Below are 25303 nucleotides of genomic sequence, written 5' to 3' on the forward strand. Positions count from 1 at the left end.
CTCGGCTTTAATATTATTTTTGTGAATTATAATTTTCATTAATATAGTCTAAACACCTTTTCGCTAATAAATAGTATACAACAATAAGACAAATAATTACAAACGTAAAAAGATTGCCGGTTACAATTAAAGCATGATAATCGGAACCGAGCCAGTAAACAAAAGTTGCCAATACAAATCCCACTACGCTTACATACCATGTAGCTTTTATCCAACCACGCTCATCACGACATGCAATTCCCGGAGCTAATTTAAGAAAGCCGTGAGTGTAAAAAAATGTTGTTATAACACCAGCGAACAAATATGCAAAACCAATAGCAAATACTAAATTACAAAGTAATATTCCATTAATGAAAAATGGCAGAATATAAATAATAATGCTGAGAATTAAAGAAATAATACTGAGTAATATAGCATAATTAAATTGACGGCTGCCTTTGTTCTTGAGAAGAAAAGCGGCGATTGCAATTAAAATAAATCCGACAATATCATTAAAAATATCTATATGAATATTGTCAAAAAATACTTTGTCAATTACTTTGGCCTCGTTAGTTGAAACTGCATCTGAATTATCATCAGACAAAGAGCTGTCATGCTTGTCTTCTATCATTTTATAAGTACAGGAAGCTCCATAAGTTGATTTAATATTATAATATTGAAATTCGCCAATAACGTTGTCAGAGTTATTGTAATTGTTAGGATATGCTATTCCTGTGTCGATATTAACATCTAAAACAATAAATAAGAAACCAAGTAAAAATAAAATTATACTAAGTTTACCACGGGATAATTTCATAGAATCCTCCTTATTAATATGTACAAAATTAATATGTATAAACTAAAAAAATAATACAAACGTCATATTTTTTTTAAGTGTATCCATTGATGTCACCAAATGAAATTTTAAAGAGATAACATTTGTAATAAATATTAATAATATAATATGTGTGATGCCGGTAGGAGTACGTAGTACATAACAATCCATGGGCGTAAAAATCGGGACTTTTGCCACAACATCATATGTGTATGATGTGAATTGAAACAATTTTAATAAGTCGATTATAACCTATTTAAAATTAAAATCCAATAGTATTTGATTATTCAAAATTTAAAGTGTATAATATTTTACGATTATAAATAACCCTTATATTATAGGAAAGGAATTATGGAAACAATGAAGAAAAAATTAATGATGTTAGTACTTTCATTAGTACTTTGTGTTACTACAGTTGGTCAGTTTAGTACACCGGTACAGGCTGAAGAAAGAACAGATTACGTTATTAAAGTTAATAAAGGGACAAACTGTGTTACAGTCTATGATAAAGACGGGAAGCCGGTTAAGGCTATGATTTGTTCTCCAAGTAATGAAACACCTGTAGGAACATTTTATACTCCTGTAAAATATAAATGGCATGAAATGATTGGTAACTGCTATGCACAGTACTGTACAAGAATTACTTGGGATGGAATACTTTTCCACTCAGTTTGGTATTACAAAAATGGTGATAAGTCAACAATGTCAGTATCAGCATACAACGTAATGGGTAACAAAGCATCTCACGGATGTGTTCGTTTACTTTGCAAAGATGCAAAATGGATTTATGACAATTGTGCATTAAAAACAAAGGTAGTTATTTTTAACGGAACAAAGAAAGATGATCCATTAGGAAGACCATCATTTACACCACTTTCAACAAAATCACGTACTTCATGGGACCCAACAGACCCAGACCCAAAGAATCCATTCAGAGGAAACAAGCCAACAATAACAGCTAAAACAGCTACAGTTAAACTTGGTTCAAAGGTTAATGTAAAAGACTTAGTTTTAATTAAGGATTCAGCTGGAAATGAATTAACAGCTAAAGAAGCAAAGGTTAAAGTAAAAGGAAAAGTAAATACAGCAAAAGTTGGTAAATATAAAGTTACATATAGAATAACAGATAAACTTGGAAAGAAGACAAGCAAGACATTTAAATTTAATGTTATTGATAATAAGAAACCTACGATTTTAGTTGATAAAAAGAAAAAGACAGTTGCGATGACAACAACTCAGAATCTTTTAAATGGTGTAACAGCACAGGCAGCATCAGGAAAAGATTTGACTCAGAAAATCAAGGTAAAAGTTATTGATGAAGCAGGCAACAAAGTAAGAGTAAAACAGGGAAATGTTACATTTGATAAAGCAGGAACTTACAAAGTTGTATACAAAGTAACAGGAAATAATAAGAAAACAAGAACAACAACAGTTAAGTACAATGTTGTTGACAGAGGAGTTAAATTAACTGTAAACACTAACATTACAATTAATCAGGGTGAAATATTTGAACCATTAAAATATGTTTCAGAATTAAAGACATTTAAGGGCGTTGCTATTGATATCGCTAAGAATGTAAGCATTACAGGTACAGTTAATTCAAATGTTCCCGGAACATACAAGGTAGTATATGCAGCAGCTAACAGAGGAATTGCTTATACAAGAAGAGAAGTTGAAGTAACAGTAACAGTAGTTGCTAAGACACCTGAAACAACTACTGTACCGGAGACAACAAAGGCTCCAGAAACAACTACTACACCAGAAACAACAAAGCCTGCTGAGACAACAAAGCAGGAAGAAACAACTGCACCACAGACAACAAAAAATTCAGCTAATCAGGATAAAGATTGGTCAGAAAGATATTAAGATATGTATACATTTGAAACAATGATAAGCTACAGTGCTGTTGACAGAAATGGAAATTTGCCACTATATGGAATTTTAAATTTGCTGCAGGATTGCACTAATATGCAGTCTTCAAGCATAGGAATGGGAGTTGAGCATATGAAACAGGTTAACAAAGGATGGATACTTGTTTCATACAAAATCTCATTAAAAAAGAAGTTAAGATATGGCGAAAAAGTCCGTGTTGGAACGGCAGCAAGTAGTTTTAGCAGCTTTTATGGAGACAGAAAATTTCAAATAGAATCGCTAGATGGTGAAAAATTAGTAGAAGCCGATAGTATATGGGTTTTAATGGACATGGAAACACGCCATCCCATAAGAGTATCCGAGGAAGAAAGAAAAGGATATGTAATTGAAGAAGGAATAAATGATTTGAAGGCTGACAGAAAAATCAAATTCTCTTCTGAAAGGGAAAAAGTTGGTGAATTTAAAGTCCTAAAGACTTATATAGATAATAATGGTCATATGAATAATGCTGATTACTTAAGGGTTGCAGCAGAATTTGTACCTGCAGATTTTGAATACTATGAGGTTGATATTATCTATAATAAGGAAGCTATGGAAGGCGAAATGATGACAGCATATTTGCATCGTGAGGAAAATGAAATTGAAATTACATTTGAAGATAAAGATGAGAATGTACTGGCAAAGGTAAGACTGCAAAATAAATAGCATTATAAAATAAAACAATTCATTACTCAGGAATAATGATAAATGATTTTAGACTAACATTTTAGGAATAATGAATAAAAATATTAAGGCGGGAGTAGAAATCTCCCGCCTTATAAAATATAATAAAGTCGTAAATAATTAATAAAATGTCTGATTAAAATTAAAAAATAGTTAGAAAATATCTTATGGCAGGCATTTAAATATTTATAAATAAAAACAGATACAGAAAGGACGGAAACACATGATTGAATTAGGAAAATATCAGATATTAAAGGTAGTTAGAAAGTCAACAATAGGAGTATATCTTGGGGATGAAAGAGAACAGGTATTGTTACCAAAGAAACAGGTACCACAGGATATTAGTGTTGGCGATTCAATAAAAGTATTTATATACAGAGATTCAGAGGACAGACTGATTTCTACTGTAAATCAGCCACTATTAACATTAGGTGAAGTAGCAATGCTTACAGTAAAAGATGTTTCAAAAAATGGAGCATATCTTGACTGGGGACTTGAAAAAGATTTGTTCCTTCCATATAAAGAACAGACAACGCAGGTAAGACCGGGTGAAAGATACTTGATAGCTTTATATATTGATAAGAGTAGCAGATTATGTGGAACCATGAATGTATACGATTATTTGGAAGATAATCCACCATATGTGAAAGATGATCAGGTTTCAGGTATAGTTTACAATTATAATGAAAGATTTGGAGCATTTGTAGCAGTAGATAACAAATATCACGGAATGCTTTTAAAAAGAGAACTCCACAGAAATGTTCAGATAGGTGAGCAGATTGAAGCAAGAGTCATAAATGTAAGAAAAGATGGCAAGATGGATTTGAGCCTCCAGAAGAAAGCATATTTGCAAATGGAAGACGATGCAAAGAAAATATACGAAATAATAGAGGCTATGGGTGGAGAATTACCATATACAGATAAGGCAAAACCTGAAGTTATTAAAAATGATTTTAATATGAGTAAAAACGAATTTAAGCGTGGTATCGGCAGATTGCTCAAAGAACATAAGGTGTCAATTGGGGTAAATTCAATAAATTTAACAAAAGAATAATGCCGATATACAATTTAGCCAAATTATAAAATTATATTTTGGCTATTTACAATATAGAATTTTCTCTGGGGCTGATTTACAATAACCACTGTAATAAAGAAGAGTACGGAGGCGTGATTTGCGGAGTATGTTGCGCCAGGCACTAGATATTAGAGGAGGAACTTATGGCAAGTTTATCATTAAAAAACATTAGCAAGGTATATCCTAACGGATTTGTTGCAGTAAAAGATTTTAACCTTGAAATCAAGGATAAGGAATTTATCATTTTCGTAGGACCATCAGGTTGTGGTAAGTCAACAACACTTCGTATGATTGCAGGTCTTGAAGAAATCTCATCAGGAGAATTATATATTGGAGACAAGTTAGTTAACGATGTAGAACCTAAAGATAGAGATATCGCAATGGTTTTCCAGAACTACGCTTTGTATCCACATATGACAGTATATGATAATATGGCGTTCGGTCTTAAGTTAAGAAAAGTACCTAAGGCTGAAATTGAAAGATTAGTTAAAGAAGCAGCTAAGATTCTTGATTTGGAACACTTACTTGACAGAAAGCCAAAGGCTTTATCAGGTGGTCAGAGACAGAGAGTTGCTATGGGTCGTGCAATCGTTCGTGATCCTAAGGTATTCTTAATGGATGAACCTCTTTCAAACTTAGATGCTAAGTTAAGAGTTCAGATGCGTGTTGAAATTGCTAAGATTCATAAGAGATTAGGAGCAACAATCATTTACGTTACTCATGACCAGACAGAAGCTATGACACTTGGTACAAGAATCGTAGTTATGAAAGATGGTGTAGTTCAGCAGGTAGATTCACCTAAGAACTTATATGATAATCCGGTTAACTTATTCGTAGCAGGATTCATGGGATCACCACAGATGAACTTCATCGACGCTGAAGTTGAAAGAGATGGAGAAGATGTTAAACTTCACATTGGTCAGGCAAGACAGTACATCACAGTACCAGCTGATCAGGCTAGAGCTTTAGTTGAAGGCGGATATGTTGGAAAGACAGTTGTTATGGGTATCAGACCAGAAGATATTCATGATGAAGAAAGCTTCATTGAAATGTCACCTGAAAGTGTATTTACAACAACAATCAGATTATACGAATTATTAGGTGCTGAAGTTTACTTATATTTCGATGTAGAAGGATTCGATTGTACAGCAAGAGTAAATCCTCGTACACAGGCTAGACCTGGTGATGAAGTAAGAATGGCAATGGATCTTACAAAGTTGCATATCTTTGATAAAGAAACAGAACAGGTTATCACAAACTAGTAAAAATGAAATAAATGTGAAAAAAAGAGGAAATGCACAAAAAAAGTGTATTTTCTCTTTTTTTTTAATGAAAATTATATTAAACTATAAGATAAGAATGTGTTGAGCTTATTTTGATGAAAATAAAAAGATAAACTCTAGTCAGAAAAGATTTACGTACACACAAAATTTATAATTTTAAATTATAATTTCTTAGAAAACAAAATGTTGGGATGCATTAAATTAAAAAGAAATAGAGGTATACAGAATGATTTCAAATCAGATACTACAATCAACAATCAAAGGAGTAAAAGACATATCAAGAGTTGACTTATATGTTGCTGATACAGATGGAAAAATAGTTGCCAGTACTTCCCAGATTGGAAACCAGTTTAAAGATGCTATAATTGCATTCGCAGGTTCACCGGCAGATAGCCAGTCTGTTCAGGGATACCAATTTTTTAAGGTATATGATGAGAACCAGTTAGAATTAATTTTAATAGCTCAGGGAGCAAATGATGATGTATTTATGATTGGAAAGATGGCAGCCTTCCAGATACAGAATCTTTTGGTAGCGTATAAAGAAAGATTTGATAAAGATAATTTCATAAAGAATCTTTTGTTAGATAATCTTTTGTTGGTTGATATTTATAACAGAGCTAAGAAATTGCACATAGACATGGATACAAGAAGAGTTGTGTGCATTATTGAAACAAAGAATGAAAAAGACAGTGTTGCATTAGAAACTGTCAGAACATTATTTGCAACACAGAAGAAAGATTTTATTACAGCAGTAGATGAAAAGAGCATAATATTAATTAAGAATCTTGAAGAAAAACAAGGATATGAAGATGTTCAGAAGATTTCAGAAACAATTGTTGATATGTTAAATACAGAAGCAATGGTTAAGGCAACAGTTGCATATGGTACAATTATTTCAGAATTAAAAGAAGTGTCACGTTCTTATAAGGAAGCAAAGATGGCTTTAGATGTAGGAAAGATTTTCTATAGCAATAAGAGTGTTATTGCATATAACAACTTAGGAATTGGACGTTTGATTTATCAGTTACCTATTCCTCTTTGTAAGATGTTTATAAAGGAAAACTTCAATGGAAAGTCACCTGATGATTTTGATGAAGAAACACTTACAACAATAAATAAGTTCTTTGAAAATAATTTGAATGTATCTGAAACATCAAGACAGTTATATATTCATAGAAATACACTTGTATACAGATTAGATAAATTACAAAAGAGCACAGGACTTGATTTAAGAGTGTTTGAAGATGCAATAACATTTAAGATTGCATTAATGGTAGTAAAATATATGAATTACATGGATAGTATGAATGAATTCTAAATACGGCTATAATGGAATGCGCAGTTTTTCTGCGCATTTCAAATGCTTTTAGGAGTCACGGCAGGGTGAGAGGACAAAGAAAATGATTACTTTTGAAAATGTTACTAAGTCGTATGGTAATGGTGCACCGGCGCTAAGTAACCTTAATATAGAAATTGAAGATGGAGAGTTTGTATTTGTTGTAGGAACAAGCGGTTCAGGCAAATCAACATTTATTAAATTACTTTTGAAGGAATTAGAACCGACAGAAGGAAAAATTATCGTAAACGATACTGAATTAAGAAAACTAAGATCAGGAAAGACTGCAAAATACAGAAGAAAAGTAGGAGTTGTATTTCAGGATTTCCGTCTTTTGAAAGATAGAAATGTATATGAAAATATCGCATTTGCACAGAGAGTAATAGGTGTGTCCACAAGAGAAATAAAGAAAAATGTTCCTAGAATGTTATCTTTAGTTGGGCTTTCTGAAAAATATAAGTCATTTCCAAATGAGTTATCAGGTGGTGAACAGCAGAGAGTTGCACTTGCAAGAGCGTTGGTAAATAAGCCGGCATTGTTGTTGGCAGATGAGCCAACCGGAAACCTGGATCCGGGAAATTCATGGGAAATCATGAAATTGTTGGATGAGATTAACAAACAGGGAACGACGGTAGTTGTAGTTACGCATAATATGGAAATAGTTGAGCGAATGCAAAAAAGAGTAATTACAATGAAAAAAGGAATAAAGGTAAGCGACAGTAAGGTGGATTAAAGATGAAAATTAGAACAGCATTATATTGCCTTAAGCAAGGGCTTGTAAATATAAAGAGAAACAAATTATTTTCACTTGCTTCGATTAGTACAATAGCTGCCTGTGTATTTCTGATTGGTATGTTTTATACAATTGTAGTAAATTTCCAGTACATTGTAAAATCAGCAGAAGACCAGGTAGGAATTACTATATTTTTTAACAAAGGAATAGATCAGGCAGGAATTGATGCCATAGGGGCGCAGATAGCTGCAAATGATAAAGTGGCAAATTACACATTTACTTCAGCAGAAGAAGCGTGGGATATTTTTAAAGTAGAATATTTTAAACAGAATGAAGATTTAGCAGAAGGATTTAAGGATGACAATCCGTTGGCAAATTCAGCATCTTATACAGTATATTTGAAAAATATAGAAGACCAGAAAAGCTTTTCAGATGAGATGTCTCAGGTAGAGGGTGTAAGAGCAGTAAATTATTCAGAAGGAACAGTAAGCGCAATGACAAGCTTTGGAAGGCTTGTTGGATATGCATCTGTAGCCATAATTGTTGTATTGCTTGCTGTAGGTATTTTCCTTATTAGTAATACGGTAATGATTGGTATTTCTGTTCGTAAGAAAGAAATAAAAGTAATGAAGTTAATTGGTGCTTCAAATATTTTTGTAAGAGCACCATTTATCATAGAAGGTATAGTTATAGGTTTAGTAGGAGCAACAATTCCATTAGTACTTATTAAAGTGTTATATGAAAAGGTTGTCGAATTCGTAATGCAGCAGTTTAGCGCATTATCTTCTATAATTGTATTTTTACCACAGAGCACAATTTTTGCAGTATTGGTTCCTATGGGATTAGGAATCGGTGCAGGAATTGGATTTGTAGGAAGTATTTTATCAATTAGAAAGCACTTAAAGGTTTAAGGAGGAGGAAACAAAATGAACAAAGTTCATTTTCTATAAATGTTTCCGACGAATAGCCGCCGACCGAAGGGAGGGGGCAACACATATATGAGGAGAATGTTCATGAAAAAAAGAAACAAGATATTGTGTGGATTTCTTGTCCTTAGCTTAATAATAGGAACGGCAGTGCCGTCTAGAGCTACAATTAAGGACGAAAAAGATAAATTAAATAATTTGCAGAATGAGCAGGAAGATGTTCAACAGCAGATTAATGGTTTGGAAAAATCAAAGGCTGACGCAAAAACATTTATTAATACAGTGGATTCTCAGGTTTCAGCTATTTCAAAACAAATGTATGACAACGAGAATGAACTTGATAAAACTGAAAAGAAAATAAAGAAAAATGAGAAAAAATTAGAGAATGCTCAGACAAGCATAGAGAATCAGTATGCTGCGATGAAACTTAGAATACAGTTTATGTATGAAAATGGCGATACACAGATGTTGGATTTGATTTTGTCATCAAAGAGTGTTGGAGATTTTCTTAATAAGGCAGAATACATATCAGAAATTTCATCATATGACAGAAAAATGTTAAATAAAATGAAAGAGACAAAGCAGGAAATTGCTGATACTCAAGTTGCGTTAGAAGACAGTAAAACTAATTTAGAGAATTTGCAAACAAAGCTTTCAAAACAAAAGAGCGATTTGCAGATATTGTCTGATGCAAAAGAAAAAGAAATGGAAGAATATAATAACCTGATTGCTGCAGGAAAGAAAAGCAAAGATAATATAGATGATGAAATCAGCAATCAGAAACAGGTTATTCAGGAAATGGAAAGCATTGAAAAGGCAAGAGAAGAGGCAGCAAGAAAAGCAGCACTTGCAGCTCAGAATGCTAATAAAAGTACAGGACAGAGTTCTGCTTCAACAGGAGTAACTCAGACAAAACCAAATACTGACAGCAATGCAGGAAGTACACAAAATACCGTAAATTCTGCAACAGGATATATTTGGCCTTTGCCTGGATATAGCACAGTATCATCTGATTTTGGATACCGTTCAGATCCATTTACAGGCAAACAGTCATATCATTCAGGTATAGACATACCGGCTCCGGCAGGAACAAGAATTGTGGCAGCCGCATCAGGACAGGTTGCGTGGGCAAACTATAGTACAACAGCAGGAAACTGGATTGGAATAGATCACGGCAATGGTGTATATACTGTATATATGCATTGTTCTGCATTAATTGTATCAGCAGGACAAAATGTAAGTGCGGGAGACGTTATAGGGCTTGTAGGAACAACAGGTTCGTCAACAGGAAATCATTTGCATTTTAGTGTACGATTAAATGGGGCATATGTAAGTCCTTGGAATTACGTGAGCAAATAAAGAAAACGAAGGCACACTACTAAGATAAAATAGTGGGTGCCTTTGTTCTGTTATATACGGCAAAAATATAAATAACTATTATAAGGAGACATATAAATTATGAAAAAAAAGAAAGCTGCTAAAATAATAGGCGTAATTTTGGTTGTTGTGTTTGTATTTGGAGGTGGATTTGCAGCAGGTACAATTTCAACAATAATTAAGACAAATAGCTCAGATAACATTGCATCACAAGTACAGACAAAGATGAATTATCTAAATAAATTGATTGATGATTATTATTTGGATTACAATGACAATAAGAATGATGAAAAAATAAAAGACAGTATTTATAAAGGTCTTTTAAATGGATTAGATGATCCATATTCTGTGTATTATACAAAAGAAGAATATCAGTCATTGCTTGAAAGTACTAGCGGAAGCTACTGTGGAATAGGTGTTGTTGTTAGCCAGAATAATGATACGGGAGTAATTACTGCAGTTAGAGTATTTGACGGAGCACCTGGAGATAAAGCGGGTGTTAAAGCTAAGGATATTATATATAAAGTAGAAGATGAAGAAGTAACCGGTGAAGATTTAAGCTCCGTTGTTGCAAAGATGAAAGGAGATAAAGGAACTAAGGTTAAAGTCACAGTATATCGTCCATCTACATCAAAGTATATTGATATGGAAATTGAAAGAGATGAAGTTAATGTTCCTACAATAGAAACAAAAATGCTTGATAATAATATAGGATACATGCAGATAACAGAATTTGATGAGGTTACATACAATCAGTTTAAAGAGGGCTTGGAAAGTTTAAAGAAGCAGGGAATGAAGTCTATTATTTTTGATGTTAGAGATAATCCGGGTGGAATGTATAAAACTGTAGTAAATATGTTAGATGATATTTTGCCTGAGGGAGTTTTGGTGTACACTGAGGATAAAGATGGCAATAAAGAGGAACAAAAATCTGATGCAAATTGCCTTGATATGCCTATGGTTGTTTTACAGAATGAAAACAGTGCCAGTGCAGCAGAGATTTTTGCAGGGGCAATTAAAGATTTTAAGGCAGGTACAATAATAGGATATACATCATTTGGAAAAGGGATTGTACAGACAATAATGCCATTATCTGACGGTTCGGCAATAAAACTTACGATACAGAGATATTTTACACCAAGTGGAGTTAATATTCAGGGAACAGGCATTGAACCGGATATTAAAGTAGAAGAAAATTCTGAGACAGAAAGAGATGACCAGTTACAAAAAGCAATAGATACATTGTCAGAAGAATAAAAAATTGTTAAAAGCGTACAGAACAAAAGTTCGATTTTGTTCTGTACTTTTTTTTGCCTGAATGATATACTAATCAGGTAGCAATACTAAGAAGATATCGAATAGAGTAAAAGTTTTATAATGAAATAATATGATGCTAGGGCGAAAGCCCCTATTTGTGAGCAAATAATGCTATTTATCAACTCTTTATAAAATTCGTTTGCAGGGCGACCCCTATTTGTGGGCAAACTCATGTGGAACTTAGACCTTTTGACTCTGGCATCACATAAAATAAGGGGATAAATATAACAGAGGTATTTTATGGATCATTTTGAATTAGTATCAGAATTTAAGCCGACAGGGGATCAGCCCCAGGCAATAGAAGAATTAGTTGAAGGATTTAAAAAAGGTAATCAGTGTGAAACCTTATTAGGTGTAACAGGTTCAGGTAAGACATTTACAATGGCGAATGTTATACAACAACTTAATAAACCAACGCTGATTATTGCTCATAACAAGACTTTGGCAGCTCAGTTATATGGTGAATTTAAAGAATTTTTTCCAAATAACGCAGTGGAATATTTTGTCTCCTATTATGATTATTATCAGCCGGAGGCGTATGTGCCAAGTACAGATACTTATATAGAAAAAGATTCGGCAATAAATGATGAAATAGATAAATTAAGACATTCGGCAACAATGGCTTTGATGGAAAGAAAAGACGTTATTATTATTTCGTCAGTTTCCTGTATTTATGGCTTAGGAGATCCGATTGATTATAAGAATATGGTTGTTTCCCTAAGACCGGGAATGATTAAGGATAGAGATGAAGTAATAAGAAAATTAATAGAGATACAATATGATCGCAACGATATGGATTTTAAGCGTGGTACTTTTCGTGTAAGAGGAGATGTTGTTGAGGTATTTCCGGCTTCCTATGGCGACACGGCAGTCCGTATAGAATTTTTTGGAGATGAGGTGGACAGGATAACGGAAATTGATACATTAACAGGTGAAGTTAAGAACAGACTGGAACATGTGGCAATTTTCCCTAATTCTCATTATGTTATTCCACCTGAAAAGATGGAAGGAGCAATTGCGGCAATTGAGAAGGAACTGGCACAACAGGTAGCTTATTTTAAGAGTGAGGATAAGCTGATTGAGGCACAAAGAATTGCCGAGCGTACTAATTTTGATATGGAAATGCTTAGGGAAACCGGCATTTGCTCAGGCATAGAGAATTATTCAAGACATATGGCAGGATTAGAGTCGGGTGCGACACCTCATACATTAATGGAATATTTTGGAGATGATTTTCTAATAATAATAGACGAATCGCATATTACAGTTCCACAGATTAGAGGAATGTATGCAGGCGATCAGTCAAGAAAGACAACACTGGTGGATTATGGATTCAGACTTCCATCAGCAAAAGATAACAGACCACTTAATTTTGATGAATTTGAAAGCATGATTGATCAGATTATGTTTGTTTCGGCAACACCGGGAGAATACGAGAGCCAGCATGAGTTATTAAGAGCACAACAGGTTATCAGACCTACAGGTCTTTTGGATCCTGAGGTTGAAGTGAGACCGGTTGCAGGGCAGATAGATGATTTAATTTCTGAAATTAATAAAGAAGTAGAAAAGAAGAATAAAATATTAGTTACTACTTTGACTAAGAGGATGGCAGAGGATTTGACTGACTATATGAAGGAAGTTGGAATCAGGGTTAAATACCTTCATTCGGACATAGATACATTGGAGCGAGCAGAAATTATAAGAAATATGAGACTTGACCAATTTGATGTACTTGTAGGAATTAACCTTTTAAGGGAAGGTCTTGATATTCCTGAAATTGCCTTGGTAGCGATACTTGATGCAGACAAGGAAGGATTTTTAAGATCTGAGACGTCACTTATTCAGACGATAGGTCGTGCAGCAAGAAATGCAGAAGGACATGTAATCATGTATGCGGACAAGATTACAGATTCAATGAGGGTTGCCATAGATGAGACAAATCGTCGTAGAGATATACAGATGAAGTACAATAAGGAGCATGGAATTACGCCAAAAACTATTATTAAAGCAGTGCGTGACCTTATTAGTATTTCAAAAGAAGTGGACAAGAAGATTAATGATATTGAGAAAGATCCGGAATCAATGGATCCGAAGGAAATTCGTAAGCTGATAGATAAACTTACAAAGAAGATGCAAAAGGCTGCAGCTGATTTTGATTTTGAGTCAGCAATAGAATTTAGAGATAAGATAGCAGATTTGCGAAAATATTTGAATTAAACAGATTTGAATATAGGCATAGTGTAAGAGGTTTGAGAGAAAATATAATTATAATAATTGTAGTGAATTTACAGTTTGTTATTTTTAATTAATATTCAGAACACCCTGCATGTAGAGAGGACAGACAATTGGATAATAAAAAATATATAAAAATCAGAGGTGCAGCAGAGCACAATTTAAAAAATATAGATATAGATATTCCAAGAGATGAATTTGTCGTATTGACAGGTCTTAGTGGCTCAGGTAAATCGTCTCTTGCATTTGATACAATTTATGCTGAGGGGCAGAGAAGATATATGGAATCATTATCTTCTTATGCAAGACAATTCCTAGGACAGATGGAAAAACCACAGGTAGAAAGTTTAGAAGGACTTCCTCCGGCAATTTCAATAGACCAGAAGTCAACAAATAGAAATCCACGTTCTACAGTTGGAACTGTTACGGAAATATATGACTATTTAAGACTTTTATTTGCGAGAGCAGGTATTCCGCATTGCCCGAAATGTGGCCGCGAAATAAAAAAACAGACTGTTGATGAAATGGTGGATAAGATAATGGCACTTCCTGAAAGAACAAAGATTCAGGTTCTTGCACCGGTTGTTAGAGGAAGAAAAGGACGCCATGAAAAAGTGCTTGAAGGAGCGAAAAGAAGTGGATATGTACGTGTTCGTGTAGATGGAAATATGTACGAACTAACAGAAGACATAACATTAGATAAGAATATAAAGCATAATATTGAAATAGTTGTAGATAGACTTGCAATTAGAGAAGGAATGGAAAAGAGACTTAATGACTCTATTGATAATGCACTTAAATTAGCAGATGGTTTAATGATTATCGATGTAATTGATGGAGAACCAATGACATTTAGTCAGCATTTTTCATGCCCGGATTGTGGAATTAGTATTGATGAAATTCAGCCGAGAAGTTTTTCGTTTAATAATCCGTTTGGTGCGTGTCCTGATTGTTATGGATTAGGATATAAGATGGAGTTTGATGAGGATTTAATGATTCCTGACAAAAGTTTAAGTATTAATCAGGGAGCGATAGTTGTTCTTGGGTGGCAGAGTGCAAATGATGGTAAGAGCTTTGCAAATGCCATTCTTAAGGCTTTAGGTAAAAAATATAATTTTGATTTAGATACACCGTTTAAAGACTATCCACAGGAAATTCATGATATTTTGATATATGGAACAAATGGAGTTTCCGTGCCTGTTCATTATAGAGGACAGCGTGGAGAAGGAGTTTATGATATTGCATTTGAGGGGCTTATAAGAAATGTTGAAAGGCGATATAGAGAAACAAGTGCAGAATCAACAAAGGCAGAATATGAGACATACATGAGAATTACACCGTGTAAGACTTGTGGCGGACAAAGATTAAAGAAAGAATCGCTTGCTGTAACAATTGCAGATAAGAATATTTATGAGATGACAGAAATGCCTGTTAGGGATTTAAGGGAATTTTTGGAAAATGTTGAATTGTCAGAAATGCAACATAAAATCGGCGATGAAATTCTTAAAGAAATAAAGGGAAGACTCAAGTTTTTGGTTGATGTAGGATTGGACTATTTAAGTCTTTCAAGAGCAACAGGAACATTATCCGGTGGAGAAGCTCAGAGAATACGTCTTGCAACTCAGATAGGGTCAGGGCTTGTTGGAGTCGCTTATATATTAGACGAACCAAGTATCGGTCTTCATCAGAATGACAATGATAAGTTACTTGCAACACTTAAACATTTGCGTGATTTGGGTAATTCATTGATAGTAGTTGAGCATGACGAAGATACAATGAGAGCAGCAGATTTCATAGTAGATATAGGTCCGGGAGCAGGAGCCCACGGAGGTGAAGTTATAGCTACCGGAACGGCTGAAGATATTATGAAGAATCCAAACTCAATTACAGGAAAATACTTAAGTGGTGAAATAAAGATTCCTGTTCCAAAAACAAGAAGAAAACCGACAGGTTGGCTAAAAATCGTTGGAGCAAAGGAAAATAATTTAAAAAATATAAATGTAAAAATTCCTACAGGAGTGCTTACATGTGTAACAGGTGTTTCAGGTTCAGGTAAGAGTTCACTTGTAAATGAAATTTTATATAAATCTCTTGCAAAACAGTTAAACAGAGCAAGATATATTCCCGGAAAGCATAAGACAATAGAGGGAGTAGAGCAGTTAGATAAAATTATTGATATTGATCAGTCTCCAATAGGAAGAACTCCACGTTCTAATCCGGCAACTTATACAGGGGTATTTGACACTATTAGAGATTTATTTGCAAATACAATGGATGCTAAGGAGCGAGGTTACAAGAAAGGTCGTTTTAGTTTTAATGTTAAAGGCGGCCGTTGTGAAGCTTGCTCAGGTGATGGTATTTTAAAGGTAGAAATGCATTTTCTTCCTGATGTTTATGTGCCATGTGAAGTATGTGGTGGAAAGAGATATAATCGTGAAACATTAGAGGTTAAGTATAAAGGAAAGAGCATTTACGACGTACTTGATATGACGGTTGAGGAAGCATTAGAATTTTTCAAAAATGTACCAAAAATTCATAACAAGATACAGACTTTATACGATGTTGGGTTGTCCTACATTAAATTAGGACAGCCATCAACTACATTATCCGGTGGAGAAGCTCAGAGAATTAAACTTGCTACAGAATTAAGTAAAAGAAGTACGGGAAGAACAATTTATGTACTTGATGAACCTACAACAGGACTTCATTTTGCAGATGTACACAAGTTAGTAGAAATTCTACAAAGGCTTGCAGCCGAAGGAAACACGGTAGTTGTAATAGAGCATAATCTTGATGTTATTAAAACCGCAGATTATATTATTGACATGGGTCCTGACGGAGGAGACAGAGGTGGAACTGTTGTAGTTTCGGGAACTCCTGAGGAGGTAGCAAAACACCCTACATCTTATACTGCAAAGTACGTAAAGCAGTATTTAGAAAAAGACAAAAAATAATAAAGTTGACATTTTAAAATATTGTGTATTTTTCATAAAAAACAGGAAAATAAAAAGGATTTAAAAAGGCCAAAAACAGCAATGGTTACAAAGATTAAAAACATGTTTTTAAACCCTTTAAAACTGCATAAAAATGTGCTAGATTATAGTTACAAGTTAAAGGAAAAGTACATTAAAACTTAATAAGAAATTAATACCGTAAGGCTTCTAAAAATTATCATTAGAACGTGTCATGAGATGAAAATTAAGTAAGTATCCAAGAGGAATGTTTAATGGGAAAAAGTCCTATAGGAGAAAACGAGAGACTCCAATATTTATTTAATCCGTGCTAGGAAAACAGAACAATTGGAATCGAGTGAATATTAGTCAAATATAGGTAAGAAAGGAGTTACCGGATTATCTACATAAGGTACAACGGATCGGAAGAGTTGTAAGAAGAGAGTGGATTGAAGGATGGTTATTAATCTCCAAGTGGCAACGTTGTTACAGAGATTTGAAAGATAACATCCTTATATATGTAGATATATTAAATTATTTGCAGATGGTATTTTTGAAACACGATTTTGATTAGGTATGATAAATCGAAAGTAAAGTAAGGGAGTATAGTTTCATATAAGATTAATGATTAATGAAGTTTGATCTGCAGCTAATGAATCAATTTTAGAAGTAAGGTATTTAAATACGAGCACCTGATATTAATAAATGTCAGGTGCTTTGTTAATTTAAGAAAAGGTTTATATTGTTATGGTTTTAACAATAGCCTACTTGTTTTAATATTAAAAATAATGTAGAATTGTTAATGATTTGAGAAAAATACAATTAATGATATTAATAGCATTTATCGTATTTTACAATAAATTGGTTAAAGCCATTATAGGAGAAAACAAAATGAATAAAGTTCAGTTTTAATAAATGTTTTCGAAAATTAGCCAACGATTCAAGTGGAAACACATATTAATTAGGAGGAATTATAGTGAAGAAAGAATTAGTAATCGTACTTGATTTTGGTGGTCAGTATAATCAGCTGGTTGCAAGACGAGTTCGTGAATGCAATGTATATTGTGAGATTTATTCTTATAAGACTGACATTGAAAAAATAAAAGCTATGAATCCAAAGGGAATTATTTTAACCGGAGGACCTAATAGTTGTTATGAAGCTGATTCTCCAACATATTCAAAGGAATTATTTGAAATGGGAGTTCCTGTTTTAGGACTTTGCTACGGAGCACAGCTTATGATGCATGTTTTAGGAGGAAAGGTAGAACGTGCAGACGTTCGCGAGTACGGTAAAACAGAAGTAATCGTAGATAAAACAAATTCACAGATATTTGAAGGCGTTTCACCTAAAACAATTTGTTGGATGAGTCATTTTGATTATATATCAAAGGTAGCACCTGGATTTGAAATATCATCTCATACAAAGGACTGCCCTTGTGCATCAGCAGAAAATGCAGATAAGAAACTTTATGCAATACAGTTCCATCCTGAAGTACTTCATACGCAGGAAGGAACAAAGATGCTTTACAATTTTGTTCGTGGAGTATGCCAATGCTCAGGTGAATGGAGAATGGATTCATTTGTAGAGGAATCAATTAAGGCAATCCGCGAAAAAGTTGGAGACGGGAAAGTATTGTGCGCATTATCAGGTGGTGTAGATTCATCTGTTGCAGCAGTAATGCTTTCAAAAGCAATTGGAAAACAGCTTACATGTGTATTTGTAGACCACGGTTTACTTCGTAAAAATGAAGGAGATGAAGTAGAAGCTGTATTTGGTCCTGATGGTCCATATGACTTAAACTTTATTCGTGTAAATGCACAGGAACGTTACTATAGCAAATTAGCAGGAGTAACTGAACCTGAAAAGAAGCGTAAAATTATCGGAGAAGAATTTATCCGGGTATTTGAAGAAGAAGCAAAGAAAATCGGAGCAGTAGACTTTCTAGTACAGGGAACAATTTATCCTGACGTTGTAGAAAGTGGTTTAGGTGGTGAGTCTGCAGTAATCAAATCACATCACAATGTAGGAGGATTACCTGATTGCGTAGATTTTAAAGAAATAATCGAACCACTTCGTGACTTGTTTAAGGACGAAGTAAGAAAAGCCGGCTTAGAAATGGGCATACCTGATTATCTTGTATACCGCCAACCATTCCCGGGACCAGGACTTGGAATCCGTATCATCGGTGAAGTAACAGCCGAGAAAGTTAAAATGGTACAGGATGCAGACGCAATTTACCGCGAGGAAATTGCAAATGCCGGATTGGACAAAACAATCGGACAGTATTTTGCAGCGCTAACAAACATGCGAAGCGTAGGTGTAATGGGTGATGAAAGAACATATGACTACGCCATTGCACTCCGTGCAGTAAATACTGTAGATTTTATGACAGCAGAAGCTGCAGAAATACCTTACGAAGTATTATCAAAGGTAATGAGCAGAATTATAAATGAGGTGCGAGGAGTCAACAGAGTAATGTATGATTTGACGAGTAAACCACCTGGAACTATAGAGTTTGAATAAATCGAGTTGCTTAAAAAAGCCAGTGTTTATGCGGGTTTCAGCGATTTCGATTAGTCTTTTGATAACAAATTGATAACAGTCATAGCAAGTGCCATTATTCTTGTTATCCAGTGGTTTATGGGTAACGGAACAATTAACAGGTGGCTTGCAGACTAAAGTTCGGAGCTTGGCTCTGAACAAATTCCATATTATAAACTAAGCCCTTAGCTGTGGTTAATAACCATAGTTAAGGGCTTTTTTGTCGTTGCCAAAGCATCTGTAGGGAGCTGCCAGTGGCAGGTCCTGTAGGTGCTTATTTATCTTTCAAGTGGTCTTTGAATGCTTCCACGAGAGCGTCACTTAATTCCTGTGATGGAACTTTTGCCCAACGCTGTGTGGTGTCGAACTCTGGATAATGGTAACGCCAGTTATCGTATTCTTCTCTGTTGATTTCTTCGGAAGATAGCTTGTCTGCCTGTTCTTTCCAAGCATACAGCATTTTGAGGAGTTCATATGCTTCTCTGCCTTTGTCCTTGTTGACCTTTAAGCATACCTCTCCGTCTGCTTCACTGACAGTAAGACCGTAAATATCTTCAAGGGTAAACAGAGTGTGCATAAGACCGATATAGCTGTCTATGTCAGGAACATCAAGAGCCTGTGGAGAAACATCAAGCACCTGTGCCAATGCATTTGTAAGGTCTGCTTTCGGTTTGCGTGTACCAGTTTCGTACTGTGCCAAACGCACATCAGCACTCTTTTCTGGAAAACCGATTGCTGTACCGAGATACTTTTGTGTCATACCACGCATTAGTCTGAAAAAATGTATTCTTTCGCTGATAGCCATAATGATACGCTCCTTTTATATTTAGTGAAATAAGTATAGCAGAAATGTTTAGTGGAAGTCAAGAAAAACCGAAACAAAAATGTTTAATATTTTCTTTGCAACCACTTGACAATAGCAAATATGTTTAGTAAAATAAATTACGAATTAAACAAATATGCTTAATGCGACAACTGAATGACCGTCCGAAAAGCCAAACCGCCAAGACCTCGTCGGAGCAAGTTCCGTATCGTTCGCTTGTGTGCAAGCACAAAAGCTCATTCGCTGCACTGCTCCTCCTCTTCCCCAAAAGTCTCCGACTTTTCGGGAACCCCTATACGAGCGAGCGCCTGATGTACTGCGGTGCATTGGGACAGCACAGCGCCTGCCGACAAGCAGGAGTGCCTGTTGGAACTTTAACACGGAGAAAGCGGCAAGCAAAAAATTATTTTAAGAAAGGAAGAAAAAGGATATGGAAAACAGATTTATCCGAGCCGAAGATGTGGCTCAGGAACTAAACGTATCAAAACCTTATGCATATAAACTCATCAGACAATTAAATGAGGAATTGAAAGCAAAGGGCTTTATTACGATTGCAGGGCGTGTAAATCGCCAGTATTTTTACGAAAGGCTCTACGGAGCAGGAAAGGGGGAAATGTAAATGCCGGTATTTAAGAATGAAGATAACGGTACTTGGTATGTGATGGCAAGGTATGTGAACTGGAAAGGGGAACGCAAGCAGAAATGCAAGCGTGGCTTTGCTACCAAACGAGAAGCACAGGAATGGGAAAGAATGTTCAAATTGCAGACTTCTTCAGACCTTGATATGAGTTTTGAAGCCTTTACGGAGCTTTATATCAATGATGTGAAGAACCGTTTGAAGGAAAACACGTGGCTTACCAAAGAGCATATCATACGCACAAAGATACTTCCGTATTTCGGGAAACTGAAAATCAGCGAGATTTCCACAAAGGAGATTATTACTTGGCAGAATGAAATGCTTGCCTATCGTGATGAGAAGAAAAAGCCTTATTCACAGACGTATCTGAAAACGCTGCACAATCAGTTGTCCGCCATTTTCAATCACGCTGTCCGCTACTATGAACTGCGTTCCAATCCTGCGGCAAAGGTGGGAAATATGGGACGTGAGGAACACAAGGAAATGCTGTTCTGGACAAAGGAAGAATACAAGAAATTCTCTTTTGAGATGATGGACAAGCCTGTTTCCTTTTATGCGTTTGAAATGCTTTACTGGTGCGGTATCCGAGAGGGCGAGCTGTTAGCTTTGACTCCGGCAGATTTCAACTTTGATAAGGAAACAGTCACAATCAATAAATCCTATCAGCGTTTGAAAGGGCAGGATGTGATTACTTCTCCGAAAACGAAAAAGAGCAACCGCACGATTAAAATGCCGAAGTTTCTGTGTGAGGAAATGAAAGAATATCTCGGTATGCTTTACGGATTGAAGAAGAAAGACCGTATCTTTACGGTGACGAAAAGCTATCTTCATCACGAGATGGACAGAGGGGCAAAGGCGGCAGGCGTGAAGCGTATCCGCATTCACGATCTCCGTCACAGCCACATTTCACTCTTGATTGATATGGGCTTTTCTGCGGTGGCGATTGCTGACCGAGTTGGTCACGAAAGTATTGATATTACTTATCAGTACGCACACCTCTTTCCGTCAAAGCAGATTGAGATGGCAGAAAAATTAGATGATTTAGGGAAAGGAGATTTTGAAAATGTCAGCTAAGAACAGAGATAACAAAAATCGTTGGAGGAATATCACAGTAGGGTTTCGAGTATCGCCCGAAGAAAACGAACTCATTAACAGAGCTGTAGCTCTATCAGGATTGCCAAAACAGGAGTATTGTTACCGCCGTTGCTTAAATCAGGATGTGGTGGTACAGGGCAATCCGAGAGTGTATAAGGCGTTGAAAACGGAATTTGCCACAGTCCTTGCGGAACTGAAAAGGATTGAAGCAGGAAAAGGTGTGGATGATGAACTGCTGAGTGTAATAGAACTGATTTCCATTATTCTCGGCGGTTTGAAAGGAGAGGATGCGAATGGAGAATAAAAAAGAAATGACTATTCCAAATGTATCTGCGGCAACAGATGCGGAACAGTCACTTTCCAAATGTACTGACAATAGTATAGTCAATCAGGATACGGATTTCAAGGGGTACGAGCAATCTTTTGAAGAAATGCAAAGGGAAATACTCAGACAGTTAGACCCTTCCTATCTGAAAACAGTATCAATGACAACGCTGTATGATACGGTGTTTGAGGTTCAGACACCACTTATCGACGGTCTGCTCCAAAGGGGAACTTACCTTTTCGTAGGTTCCCCGAAAGTGGGAAAGAGCTTTATGATGGCACAGCTTGCCTATCATATCAGCACAGGCACACCGCTTTGGGAGTATAAGGTGCGTAAGGCAACGGTGCTTTATTTTGCCCTTGAAGATGATTACCCACGTTTGCAGAAGCGATTGTTTCAGATGTTCGGTGCAAAGGAGACAGGCAATCTGTATTTCGCAACGGAATGTAAAACGGTCAATGGCGGACTGGAAGAACAGATAAGAGGGTTTATGAGGGAACACCCAGACACAGGCTTGATTATCATAGACACCTTAAAGCGTGTGCGTGAAGCAGGCGGAGCAGATTACAGCTACGCAAGTGATTATGATGTTGTGGCAAGGCTGAAAGCGTTGGCAGACAGTTACAAGGTTTCAATGCTTATTGTTCATCATACACGCAAACAAAAATCGGAAGATATATTCGATATGATTTCAGGCACGAATGGTCTGATGGGTGCGGCAGACGGTGCATTTGTTCTCAGTAAGGACAAGCGTACTTCCAACAATGCCACACTTGATGTTGCTGGCAGAGACCAGCAGGATATGAAAATCCATCTTGTAAGGGACAGCGAGCGATTGGTGTGGAACTTTGCAAAATCGGAAACGGAGATGTGGAAAGAACCGCCCGAACCTCTGCTTGAGAAGATAGCGGATACGCTCTTTTCGGAAAGTGACAGATGGGAAGGAACTGCTTCGGAACTTTGCGAAAGGCTTGCGGTGGATATAAAGCCGAATGTACTTTCTTTAAGGCTCAGTATCAACGCAAGCAGGCTGTTTCGTGATTACGGTATCCGTTATCAGAACAGCCGCACACACGACGGAAGAAAGGTTTCACTTTGGAAAGAAACCGAGCAGACGGCGTGACAAACGGTGTCAAAGGTGTCAATGTTTTTGAGAGCAGCACGCTGTGAAAAACATTGTCACCATCGTCACACTTTGACACCGGATAAAGTTTAGGGGAGTGTGCAGAGAGTGCCTTTTCAAAGGCGGCTCTTTGGTCTCGCCTGCTGGCTCGGTCGGTTCGCAGGCGTGTGTGCCACCGGCACACGCTCACCCCTCGGAGAGCCTTCGGAGAACGCAAAACCTGTTTACAGGTCGCATTTTTGATGGGTGTACCCGTCAAAAGTGCTTTTGCGTTACTTTTGACAAAAGTAACAAAACCTGAGAATGTTGAAATTTACAGATGGGAGATGAAAAAATGCAGAGAACGATAAGTGCAATGGTCGGTAAAGGCTCGGTCAATCACAATAGCCGAAAGTTCCGAGCAGAAAATGTAGACGGAACTCGTACTCATCTCAATATCGACTACTGCAATGAAAATATAAAGACAGTTTATCACGAATTGTTTGATGAAGCATTGGAAAGATACAATGCCAAGCAGATAAGGTCAGACCGAAAGATAAAAGATTATTATGAAAAAATCCGAAGTTCCAAGCAGGAAAAACCGTTCCACGAAATCATTTTACAGGTGGGCGGTAAGGGAAATATGAACGCCGATACGGAAAACGGAGAACTGGCAAAGCAGATTTTAGATGAATACTATCAGGGTTTTCAGGAGCGAAATCCACAGCTTCGGGTGTTCTCGGCTCATCTGCATATGGATGAAGCTACACCACATCTGCACATAGATTTTGTACCTTTTACCACAGGCAGCAAGCGTGGACTTGATACAAGAGTGTCACTAAAGCAGGCTCTTGCAACGCAAGGTTTTAAGGGCGGCAGTCGTGGCGATACGGAGTGGTCGCAATGGATACAGTCCGAAAAAGAACAGCTTGCGGCGGTGATGGAACGTTATGGGATTGAGTGGGAACATTTAGGCACACACGAAAAACATCTTTCTGTTTTGGATTATAAAAAGCAGGAAAGAGAAAAAGAAGTGGCGGCATTAGGTGCGAAAATCGAGCAGAAACAGATTGAATTTGATGTGTTGTCGGAACGAGTATTGAACTATGATAAGGCAAAAGACGAGCTGTCAAATCTTGAAATAGAGCTTGATACTGCACCGAAATATCAGTTGCCAGAACCAGAGAAATTTATGACTGCAAAGGCATATAAAACCAAAATGGCAGAGCCGGTTGTAGGGAAATTGAAGCAACTTGTCAAAACGGTGCTTGCCCGCTGCTTTGAGGGGTGGGACAACTATCATAGGCTGAATACAGCGAATGCACAGTTATACCGCACCAATCAGCGTTTGGAGAAAGTCAATGAAAGATTGACCGAAGAAAACAAAATCCTAAAAGCAGAAAATAAAGATTACAGCCTGCTCCGTAAGGTTTTTGGTCGCAAACAGATAGATGATTTGTTGGAGCAGGCAAGAACAGTTAAAGGTCGCAAGCGTGATAATACACGATCACGATAGACAAAAATCACAGGAGGAAAAGGAAAATGACAAAGACAATTTTTGAAGAAATGGGCGGAACTTATAGACAGGTGGGTGATTATTTATTGCCGAACATCACAGTACCAGCCGAAGAAGAAATAGAGCCGATTGGTTTATGGGGGAAACGACATGCAAGGCATTTAAAGGAACACTATAAAGTGTTATATATGAACCTGCTGACAAGCGGAAAGCTGCATAGTTATCTTGCAGAAGTCGATAAGCAAGCAGAGGATATGTTTCTTCGACTGGTAAAGGAATATGCCGACAGACAAGATGTGACGGAACAATTAAAGAAAGATAATCCCTACGAATGGATTGGAAGAATGAATAATATTCAGGCTTGTGTGAGGGAAGTTGTAGGAACGGAGTTGATTTACACATAAGCGTTTTACGGTATGGTGCTCCTGCGTTTGCTGGAGTGCTGTGGTTGTGGTTGTAAAGAGGTTGTGAAAGATTGAATTTCGTAATGGTTGGATGTATAATTAGGAAGTGAAAATTTTAATTTGCACTTCCATAAGGTGAAATGTATTGACACAAAAAATAAAGTATGATAGTATTGCCATTAGAAGAAAGAAAGGCACATTTTGTGTAAGGTGAGGAAAT

At 36.2% G+C, this 25303-nt stretch carries 20 protein-coding genes; 18 read left to right on the plus strand and 2 right to left on the minus strand.

All coding sequences use genetic code 11. The annotated features are described in order from the left end of the window. Positions 1–13: 13 nt before the first annotated feature. Positions 14–796 (minus strand): hypothetical protein, encoded by a 783-nt coding sequence (locus DWX29_RS11415; RefSeq protein ID WP_118565894.1) that lies wholly within the window; start codon positions 794–796, stop codon positions 14–16. 369 nt (positions 797–1165) lie between these two features. On the opposite strand from DWX29_RS11415, the gene DWX29_RS11420 reads away from it, so the two are divergent. From DWX29_RS11420 to guaA, 12 genes are all read left to right on the plus strand, one after another. Further along, positions 1166–2680, plus strand: a complete 1515-nt coding sequence (locus tag DWX29_RS11420) for an immunoglobulin-like domain-containing protein (RefSeq protein WP_022088703.1) — start codon at positions 1166–1168, stop codon at positions 2678–2680. Positions 2681–2683: 3 nt separating this feature from the next. Beyond that, positions 2684–3391: an acyl-ACP thioesterase domain-containing protein gene (locus tag DWX29_RS11425; RefSeq protein WP_022088702.1), complete on the plus strand. Its 708-nt coding sequence runs from the start codon at positions 2684–2686 to the stop codon at positions 3389–3391. A 241-nt stretch (positions 3392–3632) separates the two neighbouring features. Continuing rightward, a complete protein-coding gene (locus DWX29_RS11430; protein WP_022088701.1) occupies positions 3633–4463 on the plus strand; it encodes a S1-like domain-containing RNA-binding protein in 831 nt (276 codons plus the stop codon). Between the two features lie 164 nt (positions 4464–4627). After that, positions 4628–5746, plus strand: coding sequence for a sn-glycerol-3-phosphate ABC transporter ATP-binding protein UgpC (gene ugpC, locus DWX29_RS11435; protein ID WP_022088700.1), 1119 nt, complete (start codon positions 4628–4630; stop codon positions 5744–5746). A 247-nt stretch (positions 5747–5993) separates the two neighbouring features. Then, a complete protein-coding gene (locus tag DWX29_RS11440; RefSeq protein ID WP_022088699.1) occupies positions 5994–7085 on the plus strand; it encodes a helix-turn-helix domain-containing protein in 1092 nt (363 codons plus the stop codon). 82 nt (positions 7086–7167) lie between these two features. Continuing rightward, positions 7168–7836, plus strand: a complete 669-nt coding sequence (gene ftsE, locus DWX29_RS11445; protein WP_022088698.1) for a cell division ATP-binding protein FtsE — start codon at positions 7168–7170, stop codon at positions 7834–7836. 2 nt (positions 7837–7838) lie between these two features. After that, a complete protein-coding gene (ftsX, locus tag DWX29_RS11450; RefSeq protein ID WP_118565895.1) occupies positions 7839–8747 on the plus strand; it encodes a permease-like cell division protein FtsX in 909 nt (302 codons plus the stop codon). Positions 8748–8849: 102 nt separating this feature from the next. Next, positions 8850–10121 (plus strand): M23 family metallopeptidase, encoded by a 1272-nt coding sequence (locus DWX29_RS11455; RefSeq protein WP_158574544.1) that lies wholly within the window; start codon positions 8850–8852, stop codon positions 10119–10121. Positions 10122–10220: 99 nt separating this feature from the next. Next, positions 10221–11396, plus strand: coding sequence for a S41 family peptidase (locus tag DWX29_RS11460; protein ID WP_118565897.1), 1176 nt, complete (start codon positions 10221–10223; stop codon positions 11394–11396). Positions 11397–11696: 300 nt separating this feature from the next. Continuing rightward, positions 11697–13673, plus strand: coding sequence for an excinuclease ABC subunit UvrB (gene uvrB, locus DWX29_RS11465; protein WP_118565898.1), 1977 nt, complete (start codon positions 11697–11699; stop codon positions 13671–13673). Between the two features lie 128 nt (positions 13674–13801). After that, positions 13802–16642, plus strand: coding sequence for an excinuclease ABC subunit UvrA (gene uvrA, locus DWX29_RS11470; protein WP_118565899.1), 2841 nt, complete (start codon positions 13802–13804; stop codon positions 16640–16642). Positions 16643–17615: 973 nt separating this feature from the next. Further along, on the plus strand, positions 17616–19163 hold the full coding sequence (guaA, locus tag DWX29_RS11475; RefSeq protein ID WP_118565900.1) for a glutamine-hydrolyzing GMP synthase: 1548 nt from the start codon (positions 17616–17618) through the stop codon (positions 19161–19163). A gap of 292 nt (positions 19164–19455) precedes the next feature. Here the strand turns inward: guaA and DWX29_RS11480 are convergent, their stop codons facing one another. After that, positions 19456–19986 (minus strand): helix-turn-helix transcriptional regulator, encoded by a 531-nt coding sequence (locus tag DWX29_RS11480; RefSeq protein ID WP_009247529.1) that lies wholly within the window; start codon positions 19984–19986, stop codon positions 19456–19458. Positions 19987–20434: 448 nt separating this feature from the next. On the opposite strand from DWX29_RS11480, the gene DWX29_RS11485 reads away from it, so the two are divergent. The 6 genes from DWX29_RS11485 to DWX29_RS11510 all read left to right on the plus strand — a co-directional run bounded on the left by DWX29_RS11485 (position 20435) and on the right by DWX29_RS11510 (position 25083). Continuing rightward, entirely contained in the window at positions 20435–20623 is a 189-nt protein-coding gene (locus DWX29_RS11485) for a transcriptional regulator (protein ID WP_009247528.1), read from the plus strand. Further along, positions 20624–21715 (plus strand): site-specific integrase, encoded by a 1092-nt coding sequence (locus DWX29_RS11490; protein WP_009247527.1) that lies wholly within the window; start codon positions 20624–20626, stop codon positions 21713–21715. Continuing rightward, entirely contained in the window at positions 21705–22040 is a 336-nt protein-coding gene (locus DWX29_RS11495; RefSeq protein ID WP_009247526.1) for a hypothetical protein, read from the plus strand. The genes DWX29_RS11490 and DWX29_RS11495 overlap by 11 nt, the downstream gene beginning before the upstream one ends. Then, positions 22030–23184, plus strand: a complete 1155-nt coding sequence (locus DWX29_RS11500; RefSeq protein WP_009247525.1) for an AAA family ATPase — start codon at positions 22030–22032, stop codon at positions 23182–23184. Before DWX29_RS11495 ends, DWX29_RS11500 begins: the two co-directional genes overlap by 11 nt. Before the next feature lie 355 nt (positions 23185–23539). Beyond that, positions 23540–24679, plus strand: a complete 1140-nt coding sequence (locus tag DWX29_RS11505) for a plasmid recombination protein (RefSeq protein WP_117804174.1) — start codon at positions 23540–23542, stop codon at positions 24677–24679. A gap of 26 nt (positions 24680–24705) precedes the next feature. Then, on the plus strand, positions 24706–25083 hold the full coding sequence (locus DWX29_RS11510) for a TnpV protein (RefSeq protein WP_009247523.1): 378 nt from the start codon (positions 24706–24708) through the stop codon (positions 25081–25083). Positions 25084–25303 lie beyond the last annotated feature (220 nt).

This window comes from Eubacterium sp. AF19-12LB (assembly GCF_003479125.1).
GTDB lineage: Bacteria > Bacillota > Clostridia > Lachnospirales > Lachnospiraceae > Eubacterium_U > Eubacterium_U album.

What these genes read in the sequence shown, in the direction of transcription:
- DWX29_RS11415 (WP_118565894.1), bottom strand. Translation starts at nt 796, where the DNA reads ATGAAATTATCCCGTGGTAAACTTAGTATAATTTTATTTTTACTTGGT.
- DWX29_RS11420 (WP_022088703.1), top strand. Translation starts at nt 1,166, where the DNA reads ATGGAAACAATGAAGAAAAAATTAATGATGTTAGTACTTTCATTAGTA.
- DWX29_RS11425 (WP_022088702.1), top strand. Translation starts at nt 2,684, where the DNA reads ATGTATACATTTGAAACAATGATAAGCTACAGTGCTGTTGACAGAAAT.
- DWX29_RS11430 (WP_022088701.1), top strand. Translation starts at nt 3,633, where the DNA reads ATGATTGAATTAGGAAAATATCAGATATTAAAGGTAGTTAGAAAGTCA.
- ugpC (WP_022088700.1), top strand. Translation starts at nt 4,628, where the DNA reads ATGGCAAGTTTATCATTAAAAAACATTAGCAAGGTATATCCTAACGGA.
- DWX29_RS11440 (WP_022088699.1), top strand. Translation starts at nt 5,994, where the DNA reads ATGATTTCAAATCAGATACTACAATCAACAATCAAAGGAGTAAAAGAC.
- ftsE (WP_022088698.1), top strand. Translation starts at nt 7,168, where the DNA reads ATGATTACTTTTGAAAATGTTACTAAGTCGTATGGTAATGGTGCACCG.
- ftsX (WP_118565895.1), top strand. Translation starts at nt 7,839, where the DNA reads ATGAAAATTAGAACAGCATTATATTGCCTTAAGCAAGGGCTTGTAAAT.
- DWX29_RS11455 (WP_158574544.1), top strand. Translation starts at nt 8,850, where the DNA reads ATGAAAAAAAGAAACAAGATATTGTGTGGATTTCTTGTCCTTAGCTTA.
- DWX29_RS11460 (WP_118565897.1), top strand. Translation starts at nt 10,221, where the DNA reads ATGAAAAAAAAGAAAGCTGCTAAAATAATAGGCGTAATTTTGGTTGTT.
- uvrB (WP_118565898.1), top strand. Translation starts at nt 11,697, where the DNA reads ATGGATCATTTTGAATTAGTATCAGAATTTAAGCCGACAGGGGATCAG.
- DWX29_RS11480 (WP_009247529.1), bottom strand. Translation starts at nt 19,986, where the DNA reads ATGGCTATCAGCGAAAGAATACATTTTTTCAGACTAATGCGTGGTATG.
- DWX29_RS11485 (WP_009247528.1), top strand. Translation starts at nt 20,435, where the DNA reads ATGGAAAACAGATTTATCCGAGCCGAAGATGTGGCTCAGGAACTAAAC.
- DWX29_RS11490 (WP_009247527.1), top strand. Translation starts at nt 20,624, where the DNA reads ATGCCGGTATTTAAGAATGAAGATAACGGTACTTGGTATGTGATGGCA.
- DWX29_RS11495 (WP_009247526.1), top strand. Translation starts at nt 21,705, where the DNA reads ATGTCAGCTAAGAACAGAGATAACAAAAATCGTTGGAGGAATATCACA.
- DWX29_RS11500 (WP_009247525.1), top strand. Translation starts at nt 22,030, where the DNA reads ATGGAGAATAAAAAAGAAATGACTATTCCAAATGTATCTGCGGCAACA.
- DWX29_RS11505 (WP_117804174.1), top strand. Translation starts at nt 23,540, where the DNA reads ATGGTCGGTAAAGGCTCGGTCAATCACAATAGCCGAAAGTTCCGAGCA.
- DWX29_RS11510 (WP_009247523.1), top strand. Translation starts at nt 24,706, where the DNA reads ATGACAAAGACAATTTTTGAAGAAATGGGCGGAACTTATAGACAGGTG.